Here is a 16,122-nt window from a genome sequence, read left to right on the forward strand (position 1 = left end):
TTATGCAGGGCGCGCTGCTCATACCAGATAAGCAGCGGAAACAAGCCGCTAAATCGTTAATGCAATTCAGGGAGTGCCAGTTCATGAGTCCAACACCGACGGCGAGCGAGCACCTTCCTGACGGGTTGATTCTGGTGGTTGAGGACGACCCGTTGATTCTGGAGTTTCTCTGCGAAATTCTTCAGGAGGAAGGTTTCAAGGTCGAGCCGCAAACCAGCGCGGATGCCGCCAAGCTGTATCTGGAAGAGCACGCGCCGGAAGTCGCGCTGCTGCTCACCGACATCACCATGCCCGGTGAAATCAACGGAGCGGGGCTGGCCAATCTGGTCGGCGACCGCTGGCCGGACAAACCGGTGATGGTCATGTCCGGTTATGAAACCCCGGAAACTTCCGGGGTCAAGCATCCGGTGGCGTTCATCAAAAAGCCTTGGGCCATCGGCCAGTTGCTTGACTGTGTCGACAGCGCGTTCAAGTCCAAGGCCGCGCGTCTGCACTGAGCCCTTCGGGGCGAATGGCCGGGCAAAAATGCTACATTGCCCGGCCAATCTGCCCAATTCTGTCAAAGGATGCGACCTTTTGTCTGCTCACGATAACGTCTTCGACCGCGCGTTCGGCGCGTTCCTGTTCGACATGGACGGCACCGTCCTCAATTCCATCGCCGCTGCCGAGCGCGTCTGGGCCGCGTGGGCCGAGCGCCACGGGGTTGATGTCGAGCGTTTCCTGCCGACCATCCACGGTGCTCGCGCCATCGACACCATCCGCCGGCTGAACCTGCCGGGAGTGGACGCCGAGGCGCAAGCGGCGTTCATCGCGCAGGCGGAAATCGATGATGTCGAAGGGATTGTGCAGATACCTGGGGCTGCGGCGTTTCTCGAAGCCTTGCCGAGTGAGCGCTGGGCGATGGTGACGTCGGCGCCACGGGATCTGGCGTTGCGGCGGATGGCCGCGGCGGGGATTTCCGAGCCTGCGGTGATGATTACGGCGGAGAATGTGGCGGCTGGCAAGCCTGATCCGGCGGGTTATCTTCTGGCCGCGCAACGTCTGGGGCTTGATCCCGCTGATTGCCTGATTTTCGAAGATGCCACTGTCGGTATTCAGGCCGCTGAAGCGGCAGGTGCAGCGCTGATGATCATCACCACGACGCACCAGCATCCCCTCGAAACCCGCCACGCGACTATCGACAGTTATGAGCAGATGAGCGTTGTCGTCGATAGCCAAGGTCAACTGCACCTGCAAAAGGCCTGACACTACAAAGTCCCCTGTGGGAGCGGGCTTGCTCGCGAATGCGGTCTTTCAGTTGCATGCGATGTCGACTGATTCAGCGCATTCGCGAGCAAGCCCGCTCCCACATTCGATCAATGTCGGGCCGTAAATGTTGCCCGCTATCCAACACTGCAGGAGCCAGTCAGTCTGCTGGTGATGGCGTCAGTAAACCCTCGGCAACAATCGCCAGCTACGCGCGCAATAAGCCTCGTACTCTGCACCAAACTGCCCGCGCAGCAGCGCCTCTTCCGAGTGAATACGTGCGATCAGTGGAATCAGCGTCAGCGCCGCCAGAATCAACCCGACACTGGAACGAAACGCCAGCGCCCAGCCCACGGCGTTGACCACCAGCCCCAGATAGCTCGGATTGCGCAGGCGTGTGTAAATGCCGTCGGTGACCAGCCGATGCCCCGGCTGAATCGCCACCAGGCCGCTGAACCGACGGCCCAGCACAAACACCGGCCACAGCCGCAGCGTGCCACCGACGATAAACAACAGCGCGCCGAGCCAGCGCACGCCTTCAGCGCCGAAGGTCCAGAAGTCGATGCGGTCGCAGTATGCCGGGAGAAAACCGCTGACCAGACCGATCACGCCGAACGCCGGAATCACCCAGCGATTGGCGCGGTCCTCGCGCTCGCCCGAGCTCATGTTTACATCGGTGAACAGCGACGCCACCACCATCAGCACCGTGGCCAGCGCCACCAGCACCAGCGCCCCATGCGAAAAGAACACCGCCGGCCCGCCAATGCCCCACACCGCAAGGCCCAGGTAGGCGAGGGTGGCGAGCACCGCAACCACGGTCATTTGCGCAGACATTTTCATGGTCATCTCTTGAAAAGCGGCTGATCCTTTCAGTGTAGGACGCCGCTGAACCCGCGTAGGTACCGGATCAGTCACCATTGAAGCCGGATGTCCCGACCCCTTCGTGAGCAAGCCCACTCCCACCCTTGATCCGGGCCAGCCCGAGAGCCTCCATCGACCGACAATCCCCAGTGGGAGCGGGCTTGCTCGCGAAGGCGTCAGGTCAGTCACCATTGAAGCCGGATGTCCCGACCCCTTCGTGAGCAAGCCCACTCCCACCCTTGATCCGGGCCAGCCCGAGAATCTCCATCCACCGACAATCCCCAGTGGGAGCAGGCTTGTTCGTGAAGGCGTCGGGTCAGTCACCATTGAAGCCGGATGTCCCGGCCCCTTCGTGAGCAAGCCCACTCCCACCCTTGATCATGGCCAGCCCGAGAGCCTCCATCGACCGACAATCCCAAGTGGGAGCGGGCTTGCTCGCGAAGGCGTCGGGTCGGTCGTGACCAGTCTTTGGTCGGCAACGCCTTCATCCGGCCAACATCGCGTCTACGCTGATCCATTCCTTCTATTTGTCCGTGTATTGCCCATCGAAGAGGTGAACCCATGAAAATCGACTTGAGTGGAAAACTGGCCATCGTCAGCGGCAGCACGGGTGGCATTGGTCTGGGCATCAGTCAGTCACTGGCCGAGGCCGGAGCCACGGTTGTGGTGATCGGGCGTGAAACGGCCAAGGTCGAGCAAGCGCTGGCGAGCATTCGCCAGCAGGTGCCGGGTGCGCAACTGCGCGGACTGACGGCCGACCTGGGCACTGCCGAAGGTGCGGAAAAACTGTTCGCCGCCGAACCACGCGCCGACATTCTGGTGAACAACCTCGGCATTTTCGATGCCGTGGATTTCTTCGACACCCCGGACAGTGAGTGGACGCGTTTCTACGAGGTCAACGTGATTTCCGGCGTGCGCCTGTCGCGGCATTACGTGCCGGCGATGGTCGAGCAGGGCTGGGGACGGGTGATTTTCCTGTCCTCGGAATCCGGTGTGGCGACCCCGGCCGACATGCTTAATTACGGCGTGACCAAAAGCGCCAACCTTGCGGTGTCCCATGGCTTGGCCAAGCGTCTGGCGGGCACCGGTGTGACGGTCAATGCGATCCTGCCGGGGCCGACGTTTACCGGTGGCGTGGAACACATGCTCAAGGATGCTGCCGCCGAGTCCGGCCGTAATCTGCGTGAAGAGGCTGATGCGTTTGTGCGCAGAGCGCGGCCGACGTCGATCATCCAGCGGGTGGCCGATGTTGCCGAGGTGGCGCATCTGGTCACGTACATCGCTTCGCCGTTTTCCTCCGCCACCACTGGCGCGGCCTTGCGCGTGGATGGCGGTGTAGTCGACAGTATGGCGATCTGAACCGCGAAGACTCTGGAGAAGCGTTTATTTATGGCAACTGCATCAGCAACGATCGACATCCCGGCTTCGGCCGATCAGGTCTGGCAATTGATCGGCGGCTTCAACACGCTGCCGGATTGGCTGCCGTTGATTCCCAAGAGTGAGCTGAGCGAAGGCGGACGCGTGCGCACCCTGCAAACCGCCGACGGCGCGGTGGTGATCGAGCGTCTGCAAGCGTTCGACAACGCTGCCAGGACCTACAGCTACTCGATCGAACAGGCACCGTTCCCGGCGACTGACTATCTGGCGACGATCAAGGTTGAAGCTCAGGGGCAGGGCGCCCGGGTAACGTGGTCGGGACGCTTCAACGCCAAGGGCGTGAGCGAAGAGGAAGTGGTGGCGCTGTTCACCGGCATCTATCAGGGTGGCCTTGAGGCGCTGCGGGCCAACTATCCAGCCTGATTGAACGCCACAAAAACCCTTGTAGGAGTGAGCCTGCTCGCGATAGCGGTCGATCATTCAACAATTATGTTGGCTGACCCACCGATATCGCGAGCAGGCTCACTCCTACAATGCAGCGCGGTGATTCTCAGGACTGCGAGATCAAACTCTGTCGACAATCCAGCACCAGCTGCGCACCGCCCAGCTCACTGCTGCCCACCTCAAGATTGAAGCCATGCAGGCTGACAATCGCCGCGACAATCGACAAACCAAGGCCAAAACCACTCTGCGGTTGCCCGCCCTCGGCACGATAGAAACGCTGGAACACCGCCTCACGCTCGGCTTCGGGAATCCCCGGTCCGGAGTCGTGGACTTCAATCCGCGTATGCCCACCGTCATTCACACCACGCAAAATCACCGTGCCGCCTGCCGGGGTGAACTTTATCGAGTTGCTCAACAGATTGGCCAGCGCCTCGAACAACAACGCCCGGTCGCCATTGAGCGGTGGCAGGGTTTCCGGCATGTTCAGTACGAACAGCAGTTCGCCTTCCTCGGCCAGTGGCAGATAAAACTCATGCAGTTCTTCCAGCAGTTGCACCGGATCGAGCTCGACAAAACCTGAGCGGCGCTGACGATCTTCCAATTCGGAAATCCGCAGCAATCCGCGAAACCGCGCCATCAGCGTGTCCGCCTCGGCCAGCACCAGGTCCAGTTGCGCCGCCTCCTGTGAGCCTTCACCCGCCTGCTGTTGCATGCGATACAACTGCGCGCGCAAACGCGTCAGCGGCGTGCGCAAATCGTGGGCGATGTTGTCGCACACGCCTTTGACTTCATGCATCAGCCGTTCGATGCGATCGAGCATGGCGTTGACGATGGCGGCGAGCATGTCCAGTTCGTCGCGGCGGTTGGACAGCGGCAAACGGTGGGTCAGGTCGCCAGCGACAATCGCCTGGGCGCTGTCCTGAATCGCGCGGATGCGGCGCATTGGTCGGCGGCGCAGCAGATGCCAACCGGCAATCCCCGGCAGAATCGTCAGTGATACCCCCCAGAACAACGCGTGCAGAATGATCCGCGTCACGGCGAACAACGAACCGTTATCGCGCAACAACACCAGCCAGCGACCGTCGCGGGTCTGGGTTGCCACCGCGTCGCAGCTGTCGGCGGGCAGGGTCGGGTCATCGGAATCGGCGCAGTCATCCAGGGTGTGGATCTTGCCATCCAGCGGCAGGCCTTCGGGCAGTTGCTGCAAGGCACCGCCGAGGTAAACGCCCTGGGCGTCGAACAGGCCATAGGCGTCGATGCCGCGGATGTCAAAGGTCATGCTGGCGGCGAGCGCTTCTTCCAGTTGTTCACCGCGAAAGTGCGAAAACAGATGCTGACGTTGCATCAGCGAATGCTTGGCGAGGTTATCGAGATAGCTGGAGACCTCGAAATACATGACCCCCATGAGGATCGCGCTCCAGGCCACGAACAGCGAACTGTACAGCGCCAGCAGTCGACTGCTAGAGGAGCGCCAGCCGTCAGACGGGTTCGGCAATGACATAACCCGAGCCCCGTACCGTGCGAATCAGCGGAACATTGCCCGCCGCGTCGATCTTCTTGCGCAGACGACCGATGTGTACGTCGATCAGATTGGTGCCCGGGTCGAAGTGATAACCCCAGACCTCTTCGAAAATCATCATCCGCGACAGGATCTGCCCGCTGTTGCGCATGAGGAATTCCAGCAACTTGTATTCGGTGGGCAGCAGCGTCAGCACCTGCCCGGCGCGGCGTGCTTCGTGGCTGATCAAGTCCAGTTCGAGGTCGGCAACCTGCAACGTGGTGGCCTGGGTGGCAACGCTGTTCTGCCGGCGCAGCAGCACTTCCACGCGTGCGGCCATCTCGTCGGTGGCGAACGGTTTGGTCAGGTAATCATCGCCGCCGGCGCGCAAGCCGCGCACGCGCTCATCGACATCGGAGAGGGCGCTGATCATCAGAATCGGCGTGGCCACGCCCATGGTGCGCAGGGTGGTGACGATCGCCAGGCCATCGAGTTCCGGCAGCATGCGGTCGAGGGTGATCAGGTCGTAGTTGCCGCTGACGGCGCGGTCCAGGCCCTCGCGGCCATTGTCGACCCAATCCACTTGCAGGCCGTGGCTGCTGAGTTCGGCAACGATTTCACGGGCAGTCACGGCGTCGTCTTCGATGGTCAAAATACGCGTCATAGGGCAGGCCTTGATCGGTTCAAACGGAATGGCAGCATTTTGCCAAGTATTTTGCGTCGCGCTTTAAATTAACTTTCATGTATAGCCTGTCACAAACGTCAATTCGGGGCGCTTCGCGGCGTTGGCGTCAATGCATAAAACCCGCTGCTTTCCGTCCATTGTTGCAAATTGCAATGAATGTAGAAGTTCAGTCTTTTTAAATCATTGAAATTGAAGGATTTATTTCGGGCTCTCGACTGGCACGGTCGCTGCAATTCATCTCGTGACGAGTTGTAACACCATTTTTCATGCCTGGAGCACTACAACAATGAATAGATCCTCTGATGGGTTTTATCCTGCCTTCGAAGGAGAGTCGAGCAACGTGTCAGGCGTGTCCTGGGGCGCGATTTTCGCGGGCGCAGCGGCGGCCGCAGCACTGTCGATGATTTTAGTGCTGCTTGGCTTCGGTTTGGGATTCTCTGCCGTTTCACCTTGGGCCGGGGAGGGCATCAGCGCCAAGGGTCTGGGGATTTCGACGATTGTCTGGCTGGCGGCGACGCAAATCATCGCCTCGGGTCTGGGTGGCTACATCGCCGGTCGGCTGCGGGTGAAGTGGGCCAACATGCACGGGGATGAAGTGTATTTTCGTGATACTGCCCATGGCTTCCTTGCCTGGTGTGTGGCCACGCTGGTCACCGCAGTATTGGTAGTCGGCTCGGTCAGCAGTGTGATCAGTGGCGGTGTGCAGGCCGGTGCCAGTGTCGCCGGTGGCGCAGCGGCTGCCGCGACTCAGGCTGCCGGTAGCGCAGCGGCCAACACCGACAGCAATCAGTACGGTTACTACATCGACAATCTGTTCCGCGATGACCGTCCAGCGTCGGTCAGTGATGATGCCGCCCATGGCGCCGTAGCGCGGATCTTCGCCCAGAGCCTGGCCAACGGCCAACTCAGTCCGGAAGACCGTACCTACCTCGCGCAACTGGTCGCACAACGAACCAATCTGAGTCAGGCCGACGCCGAGAAGCGTGTCGATGAAGTGTATGCCCGCACTCAGAAGGCCATCGCCGACGCCAAAGTCAAAGCCCAACAGGCTGCCGACACCGCTGCGAAAGTTGCTGCCTGGACCTCGCTGTGGATGTTCATCGCGTTGCTGGCCGGTGCGTTCTTCGCCAGTCTCGCAGCCACCTTCGGCGGTCGTCGCCGGGATGCGGTCGAGTACGTTGAAGTCGAGACCTACGCCACCACGACCACTCTGCCTCCAGTCCGTTAACAAGGAGAATCACCATGCGCTCTCTATTACTGTTTTTCCTCGGTGTGCCAATCCCGATCATCATCCTGATCGCCCTGTTCGTACACTGATTCCAATGCTCCATTGAGGCCCATGCCTCGGCCGCTTTCACTTCACGGTGAAAGCGGCTTTTTGCTTTCTGGCGTGCACCATTCGTCTTCTTCAACCGAATCGTTGAACAATCCGACCGCTTTCACTGGCCTGGATCAATATTCGCGTTTGTAACTTCCCCTAACGTAAATGTTCCAGGCCTTCGCTGAGGTTTGAACTACAGTGCTTCACGCGCACTTTGCTGCGCTGACGAAGTACCCGCGAGCCCGCCTGTAATCGAACAATTAAACGGGCCGCATGGTGTAGAGCAGCAAGGAGCTGACGCAATACCTTCCCCCTGAACCTTTTCACGGATGAACTTCGTAATGCACTGCCTAGAACGCACTTTCGATATCCAGCCCCTGACCCAGGCGGATATGACCGTCCACATCAATGGTCAACCGGTGACGGCGGCCATTGGCGAAACCGTCCTGAGCGTTATCCAGTCCCTTGGCGTGCGCCAGGTCGCACGCAACGACCATGGCCAGATCAGCGGCGCCTACTGCGGCATGGGTGTGTGCCAGTGCTGCCTGGTGAAGATCAACGGCCGCCACAAGCGCCGTGCCTGTCAGACCGTGGTGCGCGACGGCATGCAGATCGAAACCCAGGTCAACCGCATCAACGAGCTGGAGGTCGTATGAGCCTGCAACCGGTGATCGTCGGCGGTGGTCCGGCGGGGATGGCGGCGGCCATCGAGCTGGCGCGTCATGGGGTGCGCTGCACCTTGCTCGAAGAGGCCTCGCGTCTTGGTGGCGTGGTCTATCGCGGGCCGCTGCGCGACGGCGTGCAACTGGATTATCTGGGGCCGCGCTATTCCGAAGCCCTGAGCAAACTGCACGGTGATTTCCAGGAACAGTCCGGGTTGATCGACGTGCGCCTCAATCATCGCGTGGTCGGCGCCGAAGGCACCCGCGCGCTGGTGGTGCTCGACGGCGACGAGCAGCTGCACGAGATCGAGTATCCGCAATTGCTGCTGGCCGCCGGCTGCCACGAACGCAGCGTGCCGTTTCCCGGCTGGACCCTGCCGGGGGTGATCATGCTCGGCGGCCTGCAACTGCAAATCAAAAGTGGCGTGGTCAAGCCGCAGGGGCCGGTGGTCATCGCCGGTACCGGGCCGTTGCTGCCATTGGTGGCAACGCAGCTGCACGCGTCCGGCGTCAAGGTCGCGGGCGTGTACGAAGCCTGCGCCTTCGGCAAGATCGCCCGCGAAAGCCTGGCGTTGCTGAACAAGCCGCAGCTGTTCCTCGACGGTTTGAGCATGCTTGCTTACCTTAAACTGCACGGCATCCCGATGAACTACGGCTGGGGCGTGGTCGAAGCCCACGGCGACGGCGAGCTGAAAAGCGTCACCGTGGCACCTTACTCGGCCAGCTGGGAGCCGGACCTGACGCGCATCGAGCGCTTCGAAGCGCAGACCCTGGCGGTCGGTTACGGCTTCATTCCGCGCACCCAGCTCAGTCAGCAGATGGGCCTCGATCACGGTTTCAGCGACGACGGTTACCTGCGCGCCAATTCGAACAACTGGCAGCAAAGCAACGACCCGCACGTGCATCTGGCCGGTGACATGGGCGGGATTCGCGGCGGTGAAGCGGCGATGCTTGCCGGCAAGATCGCCGCGACCTCGATCCTCCTGCAACGCGGGGTGATCGAAGAAGAGCTGGCGCGGGTTCGCCGCGATCGTTATCTGGGCAAGCTCAAATCCATCGTGCGCTTCCGCGCGGCTGTTGATCGCTACACCGAACGCGGTGTCGGCCAGACCGCTTTGCCGGCCGCCGACACCGTGATCTGCCGCTGTGAACACGCCACCCGCGCGGACATCGATCTGGCACTGGAGCAGGGTGTGCAAGACATCGCCAGCCTGAAAATGCGCACCCGCGTCAGCATGGGCGATTGTCAGGGGCGGATGTGTGTCGGCTACTGCAGCGACCGTCTGCGTCAGGCCACCGGGCGCAAGGACGTCGGCTGGCTGCGTCCGCGCTTCCCGATTGATCCGATCCCTTTTTCCGCGTTCCAGTCCGTCGGCACGGAGGCCGCATCCCATGAGTAAGTTCTATGACGTGATCATTGCCGGCGGCGGCGTGATCGGGGCGTCCTGCGCCTATCAATTGTCCAAGCGCCAGGGCCTCAAGGTGGCGGTGATCGACGCCAAGCGCCCGGGCAACGCGACCCGCGCTTCGGCCGGAGGCTTGTGGGCCATCGGCGAGTCGGTGGGGCTGGGCTGCGGGGTGATTTTCTTCCGCATGATGTCGGCCAACCGCAAGCGCGAAACCCAGGGCGCGGCGGTCGCGGTGGACGCCAGCACGCCGCACATCCTGCCGGAGTCCTTCTTCGATTTCGCCTTGCAGTCCAACGCGCTGTACCCGGCGTTGCACCGCGAGCTTAAAGACAAGCACGGGATGGATTTCAAGTTTGAAAAGACCGGGCTGAAGTTCGTCATCTATGACGACGAAGACCGCCTCTACGCCGAGCACATCGTCAGTTGCATTCCGCATCTGGCCGATCAGGTACGCTGGCTCGATCAGGCGGCGCTGCGTGAAGCGGAACCGAGCGTCAGCCATGAGGCCCGTGGCGCGCTGGAGTTTCTTTGCGATCACCAGGTCAGCCCGTTCCGTCTGGCCGATGCCTACATGGAAGGCGCGCGGCAGAATGGCGTCGACATCTTCGTCAACACCAACGTCACCGGTGTGTTGCACCACGGCAGCCGCGTGACTGGCGTGCAGACGGCCGAGGAGGGCGTGTTCCACTGCAAGACCCTGATCAATGCTGCTGGTGCCTGGGCGGCGGACTTGAGCGAGTGGGCGACGGGGATTCGTATCCCGGTGAAACCGGTCAAGGGCCAGATTCTGCTGACCGAACGCATGCCGAAGATCCTCAACGGCTGCCTGACCACCAGCGACTGCTATGTGGCACAGAAGGACAACGGCGAGATCCTGATCGGCAGCACCACCGAAGACAAAGGCTTCGACGTCACCACCACCTACCCGGAAATCGCCGGACTGGTGCAGGGCGCGGTGCGGTGCCTGCCGGAACTCAAGGACGTCAATCTAAAGCGCACCTGGGCCGGATTGCGTCCGGGCTCGCCGGATGAGCTGCCGATCCTCGGGCCGATGCGTGGGGTGGAGGGTTACCTGAATGCCTGCGGACACTTCCGCACCGGTATTCTGACCTCAGCGATCACCGGCGTGCTGCTGGACAAACTGGTCAATCAGGAAGCGCTGCCGCTGGATATCACACCGTTCCTGGCGGATCGGTTTGAGACTGTACCGGTCAAGCAAGAGCGTGAATTGGAAATGGCCTGAGCCCATCCACAATCCCTGTAGGAGTGAGCCTGCTCGCGATGGCGGTGTGTCAGTAACAGAGATGGGTACTGATAGATCGCCATCGCGAGCAGGCTCACTCCTACAATTGGAATTGCGCTGAAGTCAGACCTTGCGCGCTTCTTCTTCCAGTTGATCCGACTCGAACAACCGCGCCAGTTCCGCTCGGGCTTCCTGGGCGGTTTGCAGGACTTTGGCCGCGTCGTCGTAGACCGCGTGCTGGGCTTCCAGCACCTGTTCGTCATGGTGTTTGAAACGCTTGATCCGCGCATCGGCCTGGGCCTGGGTCAGGCCGAGGCCGACCAGGGTACGGCGGCTCATTTCCAGGCTGGAGTAATAGGTCTCGCGAATCGCTTCGGCGCCGACATCGACCAGGCGGTGCACGTGCTGACGGTTACGTGCGCGAGCGATGATCTTCATGTGCGGATACAGCTTGCGCACGATCTCGGCGGTCTTGATGTTGGTCTCCGGATCATCCGTGGCAATCACGAAATACTCCGCCTCGCCAACCTTCGCCGCATTGAGGATTTCCGGGCGCATCGGGTCGCCGTAGAACACCGGCACGCCGCCAAAACTGCGCGACAGTTCGATGGTTTCCACCGAGGTGTCCAGCGCCACGAACTTGATGTTCTGCGCCCGCAGAATCCGCGCCACGATCTGGCCCATCCGGCCCATGCCGGCAATCACCACGCGCGGTGCCTCGGTGTCGATTTCGCGGAATTTCTCCGGCACCTCCACTGGCTGCACTTTCGGGCTGACCAATCGTGCACAGATCAACAGCAGCAACGGCGTCAAGGCCATCGACAGAGTGATGGTCAGCACCAGCAAGTCATACAGGCGCGGTTCGAACAGGCCCTGATCGCGCCCGATCTTGAACACCACAAAGGCAAATTCACCGCCGGCGGCGAGCACGATACCCAAGCGAATCGCACTGACCTTGGTCAGCCCACCGGCCAGACGCCCGACCACAAACAGCAGCGGCAACTTCAAGCCGATCAGCAGCAGCGTCAGGCCCAGCACGGTGATCGGCGCACTCAGTAGCAGACTCAGGTTGGCGCCCATGCCGACGCTGATGAAAAACAGCCCGAGCAGCAGGCCTTTGAACGGCTCGATCTGCGCTTCCAGTTCATGGCGATACTCCGAGTCCGCCAGCAGCAGGCCGGCGAGGAAAGCTCCGAGCGCCATCGACACGCCGACCAGATCCATCAGCCACGCCGTACCGATCACCACCAGCAATGCGGTGGCGGTAGAGACTTCCGGCAGACCGGTTTTTGCCACCACGCGAAACACCGGACGCAACAGATAACGCCCGCCGACCACCACCACGGCGATCCCGCCGAGTACTTGCAAACCGTGGTTCAGGCTTTCCGCGTTGCTGCTGGCGTGGGCGCTGCTGGCGAGCATCGGCACCAGCGCGATCAACGGGATCGCGGCGATGTCCTGAAACAGCAGAATCGCAAACGCCAGCCGCCCATGCGGGCTGGTCAGTTCCTTGCGCTCGGCCAGGCTTTGCAGGCCGAATGCGGTGGAAGACAGCGCCAGACCAAGACCGAGCACGATCGCACTGTTCAGCGGCTGTCCGAACACGTACAACGCCAGCACGCCGATCACCGCCGCCGTCAGCAGCACCTGCGCCAGACCCACGCCGAACACCGACTTGCGCATTACCCACAAGCGACGGGGTGACAGCTCAAGGCCGATGATGAACAACAGCAACACCACGCCCAGTTCGGAAATATGCGCAACGCTCTGCGGATTGCCGATCAGGCCGAGCACCGACGGGCCGATGATCACCCCCGCCAACAGATAACCGAGCACCGCGCCCAGTTGCAGACGCTTGGCCAGTGGCACGGTAAGCACGGCTGCGAGGAGAAACACGACAGCGGCTTGTAACAGGTTGCCTTCATGGGGCATGGGTTGACTCCTGACAGCGGTACGGCGGGGGGTGACAAGGATAAGGGCTGCGCCGCTCGTCAATCCACCACAAAACCCTGTGGGAGCGGGCTTGCTCGCGAAAGCGCTGGTTCAGTCGATGTTGATGGCGACTGTGACACCGCATTCGCGAGCAAGCCCGCTCCCACAAGGGCGATATCATCAAATCTGTAATAAATTGCATCATTTGGTTACATTGATAGCCTTCATGAATCAATCTTTTCGAGTCCGCCATGGCCATCAACTTCGACCTCAACGACCTGCAAGCCTTTCGCGCCGTGGTCGAGCAGGGCAGTTTCCGCAAGGCCGCCGACACCGTGCGCCTGTCACAACCGGCCCTGAGCCGACGCATCGAGAAGCTTGAAGACGCCCTCGGCGTAAAGCTGTTCGAGCGGACCACGCGCAAAGTCAGCCTGACCCAGGCCGGGCGTGGCTTCATGCCCAGCGTCGAGCGTTTGCTGGATGATCTGGACGTGGCGCTGCTGGGCATCAGTGAAGTCGCATCGACCCGACTCGGTCATGTCACCGTGGCTTGCGTACCCTCGGCGGCGTACTACTTCATGCCGCGGGTGGTCGCTCGCTATCACCAGCAGTTTCCGCGGATCAAGGTCAAAGTCCTCGACTCCAGCGCCCACGACGTGTTGAGCGCAGTGGTCAACGGCGAGGCGGATTTCGGGTTGAGTTTTCTGGGCACGCAGGATGCCAAAGTCGATTTCGAACCGCTTGTGCAGGAGTGCTATGTCGTCGCTTGCCGGCGCGATCACCCTTTGGCCGGACGCAGCAGCGTGACCTGGGACGAGTTCTATCAGCAGGATTACATCTCGCTGGACAAGACGTCCGGCAACCGTTTTCTGCTCGATCAGGCCTTGAGCAGCGTGGTGCCGCAGCGCCCGAGCATCTGCGAGACGCGGCATGTGACGACCATGATTGGTCTGGTGGAGGCGGGGCTTGGCGTGGCGGCGGTGCCGTTGATGGCGATGCCCGGGCCGGATCATCCGATCCTGACGCGGGTGCCGCTGACCGATCCGCAAGTGATGCGCAGTGTCGGCATCCTCAAGCGCCGGGGTCGCACGTTGACCCCGGCGGCATTGGAACTGGAGCGGCTGGTAGTGGAAATGAAAGTCCAGCCGCCAACGCTTAGCGCTTGACCGAATCCAGCCCTGTGGCTTGCACGTCAGCCTGGGCGGCAGGCGCGGCAAGATAGTTGAGCAGGGCCTTGGCCTCTTTTGGATGCTGTGCGCCGACCGGGATGCCGGCGGCGAAGCGCGTCACCGACTGCACCGACTCCGGAATCTTGCCGACAAACGTCACCCCCGGCACCGGCAGCAATTCGCTGACCTGCTGGAAGCCCAGTTGATAATCGCCGGTGGCAACCACCGAGCCGACCGGGACTTTCGGGACCATCTTCGCTTTCGGTTTCAGTTGATCCTCGACACCGAGTTTGTTGAACAACTCCTTCTCGATGTACACGCCGCTGGCGCTGTCGGAGTAGGCCACCGATTTTGCGTCGAGCAGGGTTTTCTTCAGGCTTTCGACGCTGCTGATGTCCGGCTTCGGCGCGCCTTCACGCACCACCAGACCGATCCGTGAATCCGCCAGTTCGACCCGCGAGGCCGGGTCGACCTTGCCCTGTTTGATCAGGTCATCGAGGGCGTAGCCGACCATGATCACCACGTCGGCGTGCTCACCGCGAGCGAGGCGATTAGGGATCGCTTCCGGCGCCTTGCCCATCGACGGGCCGAGTTGGGTGTCGAGGGTGTTGCCGGTGGCGGCCGCGAATTTCGGGCCGAGGATTTTGTAGGCGGCGGTGAAGCCGCCCGACGTCATCACATTCAGCTGTTCAGCATGGGCCAGGGCGCTGAAAGCGAAGAGGGCGATGGCGCTGAGATTGATCAGTTTTTTCAAGGTGATTGCTCCTTATGCGGCAACCGGTTGCAAACGGCCGCCTGCGCGGCGATAGAGGTACAACGTGGCGCACAACGCGCACAGTGCGCCGACGCTCATCCAGTAACCCGGCGCCGCTTTGTCGCCGGTGTACTGGATCAGGAAGGTCGACATCGCCGGGGTGAAACCGCCGAAAATCGCGGTCGCCAGGCTGTAGGCGAGGGAGAAACCGGCTACTCGCACTTCCACCGGCATGATCTCGGTCAGCGCCGGAATCATCGCGCCGTTGTACATGCCGTAGATGAACGACAGCCACAGCAGCGACAGCAACATGTGACTGAAGCTCGGCGCCTGCACCAGGTACGACAGCGCCGGATAGGTGGTGGCCAATGCCAGCAGCGCCATGGCGATCAGCACCGGGCGCCGGCCGATACGGTCGGACAACATGCCGCCAATCGGCAACCAGAAGAAGTTCGACACGCCGACCAGCAAGGTCACCAGCAACGCATCGGAAGTGCTCAGGTGCAGCACGGTTTTACCGAAGGTCGGCGCGTACACGGTGATCAGGTAGAACGCGGTGGTAGTCAGCGCGACCATCAACATGCCGCCCAGCACCACGCCCCAGTTCTGACCAAGCGTGCGAAACACTTCCTTCATGCTCGGGCGGTGTTTGCGTGCGGCAAACTCTTCGGTTTCTGCCAGGTTACGCCGCAGGAAAAAGATGAAGGGCACGATCATGCAACCGACGAAAAACGGAATGCGCCAGCCCCAATCGGCAATCACGTCTGGCGCCATCCACGCGTTCAACGCATAGCCCAAGGCTGCCGCGACGATGATCGCCACTTGCTGACTGGCCGACTGCCAGGCAGTGAAAAAGCCCTTGCGGCCAGGGGTGGCGATTTCCGACAAGTACACCGAAACACCGCCCAGTTCCGCACCGGCGGAGAAGCCTTGCAATAGCCGTCCGACCAGCACCAGCGCTGGCGCAAACAGACCGATGGTCTCGTATCCGGGCACCAGCACAATCAGGATCGTGCCGCTGGCCATGATCGACAGGGTGACGATCAACCCTTTGCGCCGACCGACGTCATCGATGTACGCACCCAGCACGATCGCCCCCAGCGGACGCATCAGAAAGCCTGCGCCGAATACGGCAAAGGTCATCATCAGGGAAGCGAACTCACTGCTCGCGGGGAAGAACACCGCCGCGATCTGCGTGGCGTAGAAGCCGAACAGAAAGAAGTCGAACTGTTCGAGGAAGTTGCCCGAGGTGACCCGGAAAATGGCGCCGGCCCGCGAGCCGCCGTGTGGGATTGAGGCTGTCATAGAAAAATCTCCACCGCTTTTATGACGTGCGCGGCGTGGAAGCGGCGCACGGTTGTTATTGCGGCGGATGGTCGCGCAGCTGTAACAGGATGTTAATTGCATTGTTGGCATGGATTGATGCACAAAGCGGATCAATCCTGAAAACACCATCTAATCTGTGGGAGCGGGCTTGCTCGCGAAAGCGGTGGTTCAGGCGGAAAAGTGTTGAATGTGCCGG

General features: G+C 61.4%; 15 protein-coding genes. 9 read left to right on the forward strand and 6 right to left on the reverse strand.

Going from position 1 to position 16,122, the window contains the following annotated elements:
• Positions 1-83: 83 nt before the first annotated feature.
• Entirely contained in the window at positions 84-497 is a 414-nt protein-coding gene (locus ACOYXI_RS02360) for a response regulator (RefSeq protein ID WP_098968195.1), read from the forward strand.
• Between the two features lie 79 nt (positions 498-576).
• Positions 577-1,245 carry an HAD-IA family hydrolase gene (locus ACOYXI_RS02365; RefSeq protein ID WP_461674240.1) on the forward strand — a complete coding sequence of 223 codons (669 nt, stop codon included), beginning with the start codon at positions 577-579 and terminating at the stop codon, positions 1,243-1,245.
• Between the two features lie 180 nt (positions 1,246-1,425).
• On the opposite strand, the gene ACOYXI_RS02370 is transcribed toward ACOYXI_RS02365, so the two are convergent.
• Complete coding sequence (locus tag ACOYXI_RS02370) at positions 1,426-2,085, reverse strand: methyltransferase family protein (RefSeq protein ID WP_134786039.1); 660 nt, start codon at positions 2,083-2,085, stop codon at positions 1,426-1,428.
• 582 nt (positions 2,086-2,667) lie between these two features.
• On the opposite strand from ACOYXI_RS02370, the gene ACOYXI_RS02375 reads away from it, so the two are divergent.
• Together ACOYXI_RS02375 and ACOYXI_RS02380 are read left to right on the forward strand one after the other, a co-directional pair.
• Positions 2,668-3,465: an SDR family NAD(P)-dependent oxidoreductase gene (locus ACOYXI_RS02375; protein WP_027613242.1), complete on the forward strand. Its 798-nt coding sequence runs from the start codon at positions 2,668-2,670 to the stop codon at positions 3,463-3,465.
• A 30-nt stretch (positions 3,466-3,495) separates the two neighbouring features.
• A complete protein-coding gene (locus tag ACOYXI_RS02380; protein WP_461674241.1) occupies positions 3,496-3,906 on the forward strand; it encodes an SRPBCC family protein in 411 nt (136 codons plus the stop codon).
• Between the two features lie 127 nt (positions 3,907-4,033).
• Here ACOYXI_RS02380 and ACOYXI_RS02385 read toward each other — a convergent pair whose 3' ends face one another.
• Both ACOYXI_RS02385 and ACOYXI_RS02390 read right to left on the reverse strand, forming a co-directional pair.
• Positions 4,034-5,428, reverse strand: a complete 1,395-nt coding sequence (locus ACOYXI_RS02385; protein ID WP_027613240.1) for a sensor histidine kinase — start codon at positions 5,426-5,428, stop codon at positions 4,034-4,036.
• The gene (locus ACOYXI_RS02390; RefSeq protein WP_027613239.1) at positions 5,406-6,089 is read right to left on the reverse strand and encodes a response regulator transcription factor; all 684 of its coding nucleotides are present in this window, start codon (positions 6,087-6,089) and stop codon (positions 5,406-5,408) included. The genes ACOYXI_RS02385 and ACOYXI_RS02390 overlap by 23 nt, the downstream gene beginning before the upstream one ends.
• 307 nt (positions 6,090-6,396) lie before the next feature.
• Here ACOYXI_RS02390 and ACOYXI_RS02395 point away from each other — a divergent pair, with 307 nt between their 5' ends.
• From ACOYXI_RS02395 to hcnC, 4 genes are all read left to right on the forward strand, one after another.
• A complete protein-coding gene (locus tag ACOYXI_RS02395; RefSeq protein ID WP_027613238.1) occupies positions 6,397-7,338 on the forward strand; it encodes a hypothetical protein in 942 nt (313 codons plus the stop codon).
• 434 nt (positions 7,339-7,772) lie between these two features.
• Positions 7,773-8,087, forward strand: a complete 315-nt coding sequence (gene hcnA, locus ACOYXI_RS02400) for a cyanide-forming glycine dehydrogenase subunit HcnA (RefSeq protein WP_461674242.1) — start codon at positions 7,773-7,775, stop codon at positions 8,085-8,087.
• Positions 8,084-9,493 (forward strand): cyanide-forming glycine dehydrogenase subunit HcnB, encoded by a 1,410-nt coding sequence (hcnB, locus tag ACOYXI_RS02405; RefSeq protein WP_461674243.1) that lies wholly within the window; start codon positions 8,084-8,086, stop codon positions 9,491-9,493. Before hcnA ends, hcnB begins: the two co-directional genes overlap by 4 nt.
• On the forward strand, positions 9,486-10,745 hold the full coding sequence (hcnC, locus tag ACOYXI_RS02410; RefSeq protein ID WP_098968200.1) for a cyanide-forming glycine dehydrogenase subunit HcnC: 1,260 nt from the start codon (positions 9,486-9,488) through the stop codon (positions 10,743-10,745). The genes hcnB and hcnC overlap by 8 nt, the downstream gene beginning before the upstream one ends.
• Before the next feature lie 123 nt (positions 10,746-10,868).
• Here hcnC and ACOYXI_RS02415 read toward each other — a convergent pair whose 3' ends face one another.
• The gene (locus tag ACOYXI_RS02415; protein WP_461674244.1) at positions 10,869-12,677 is read right to left on the reverse strand and encodes a monovalent cation:proton antiporter-2 (CPA2) family protein; all 1,809 of its coding nucleotides are present in this window, start codon (positions 12,675-12,677) and stop codon (positions 10,869-10,871) included.
• A gap of 251 nt (positions 12,678-12,928) precedes the next feature.
• Between ACOYXI_RS02415 and ACOYXI_RS02420 the strand changes: the two genes are divergently transcribed.
• Complete coding sequence (locus ACOYXI_RS02420; RefSeq protein WP_097088034.1) at positions 12,929-13,843, forward strand: LysR family transcriptional regulator; 915 nt, start codon at positions 12,929-12,931, stop codon at positions 13,841-13,843.
• Here the strand turns inward: ACOYXI_RS02420 and ACOYXI_RS02425 are convergent.
• Together ACOYXI_RS02425 and tcuC are read right to left on the reverse strand one after the other, a co-directional pair.
• A complete protein-coding gene (locus tag ACOYXI_RS02425; protein ID WP_461674245.1) occupies positions 13,833-14,600 on the reverse strand; it encodes a substrate-binding domain-containing protein in 768 nt (255 codons plus the stop codon). The two genes, ACOYXI_RS02420 and ACOYXI_RS02425, sit on opposite strands and share 11 nt — an antisense overlap.
• Before the next feature lie 12 nt (positions 14,601-14,612).
• Positions 14,613-15,905 carry an MFS transporter gene (tcuC, locus tag ACOYXI_RS02430; protein ID WP_098968204.1) on the reverse strand — a complete coding sequence of 431 codons (1,293 nt, stop codon included), beginning with the start codon at positions 15,903-15,905 and terminating at the stop codon, positions 14,613-14,615.
• Positions 15,906-16,122: the final 217 nt, after the last annotated feature.

The organism is Pseudomonas sp. G3-19, from assembly GCF_054855875.1.

Coding starts and splice junctions, on each gene's coding strand:
- tcuC (WP_098968204.1), bottom strand. CDS start 15,905: ATGACAGCCTCAATCCCACACGGCGGCTCGCGGGCCGGCGCCATTTTC.
- hcnC (WP_098968200.1), top strand. CDS start 9,486: ATGAGTAAGTTCTATGACGTGATCATTGCCGGCGGCGGCGTGATCGGG.
- ACOYXI_RS02370 (WP_134786039.1), bottom strand. CDS start 2,085: ATGAAAATGTCTGCGCAAATGACCGTGGTTGCGGTGCTCGCCACCCTC.
- hcnB (WP_461674243.1), top strand. CDS start 8,084: ATGAGCCTGCAACCGGTGATCGTCGGCGGTGGTCCGGCGGGGATGGCG.
- ACOYXI_RS02375 (WP_027613242.1), top strand. CDS start 2,668: ATGAAAATCGACTTGAGTGGAAAACTGGCCATCGTCAGCGGCAGCACG.
- ACOYXI_RS02395 (WP_027613238.1), top strand. CDS start 6,397: ATGAATAGATCCTCTGATGGGTTTTATCCTGCCTTCGAAGGAGAGTCG.
- ACOYXI_RS02415 (WP_461674244.1), bottom strand. CDS start 12,677: ATGCCCCATGAAGGCAACCTGTTACAAGCCGCTGTCGTGTTTCTCCTC.
- ACOYXI_RS02385 (WP_027613240.1), bottom strand. CDS start 5,428: ATGTCATTGCCGAACCCGTCTGACGGCTGGCGCTCCTCTAGCAGTCGA.
- ACOYXI_RS02380 (WP_461674241.1), top strand. CDS start 3,496: ATGGCAACTGCATCAGCAACGATCGACATCCCGGCTTCGGCCGATCAG.
- ACOYXI_RS02360 (WP_098968195.1), top strand. CDS start 84: ATGAGTCCAACACCGACGGCGAGCGAGCACCTTCCTGACGGGTTGATT.
- ACOYXI_RS02390 (WP_027613239.1), bottom strand. CDS start 6,089: ATGACGCGTATTTTGACCATCGAAGACGACGCCGTGACTGCCCGTGAA.
- ACOYXI_RS02420 (WP_097088034.1), top strand. CDS start 12,929: ATGGCCATCAACTTCGACCTCAACGACCTGCAAGCCTTTCGCGCCGTG.
- hcnA (WP_461674242.1), top strand. CDS start 7,773: ATGCACTGCCTAGAACGCACTTTCGATATCCAGCCCCTGACCCAGGCG.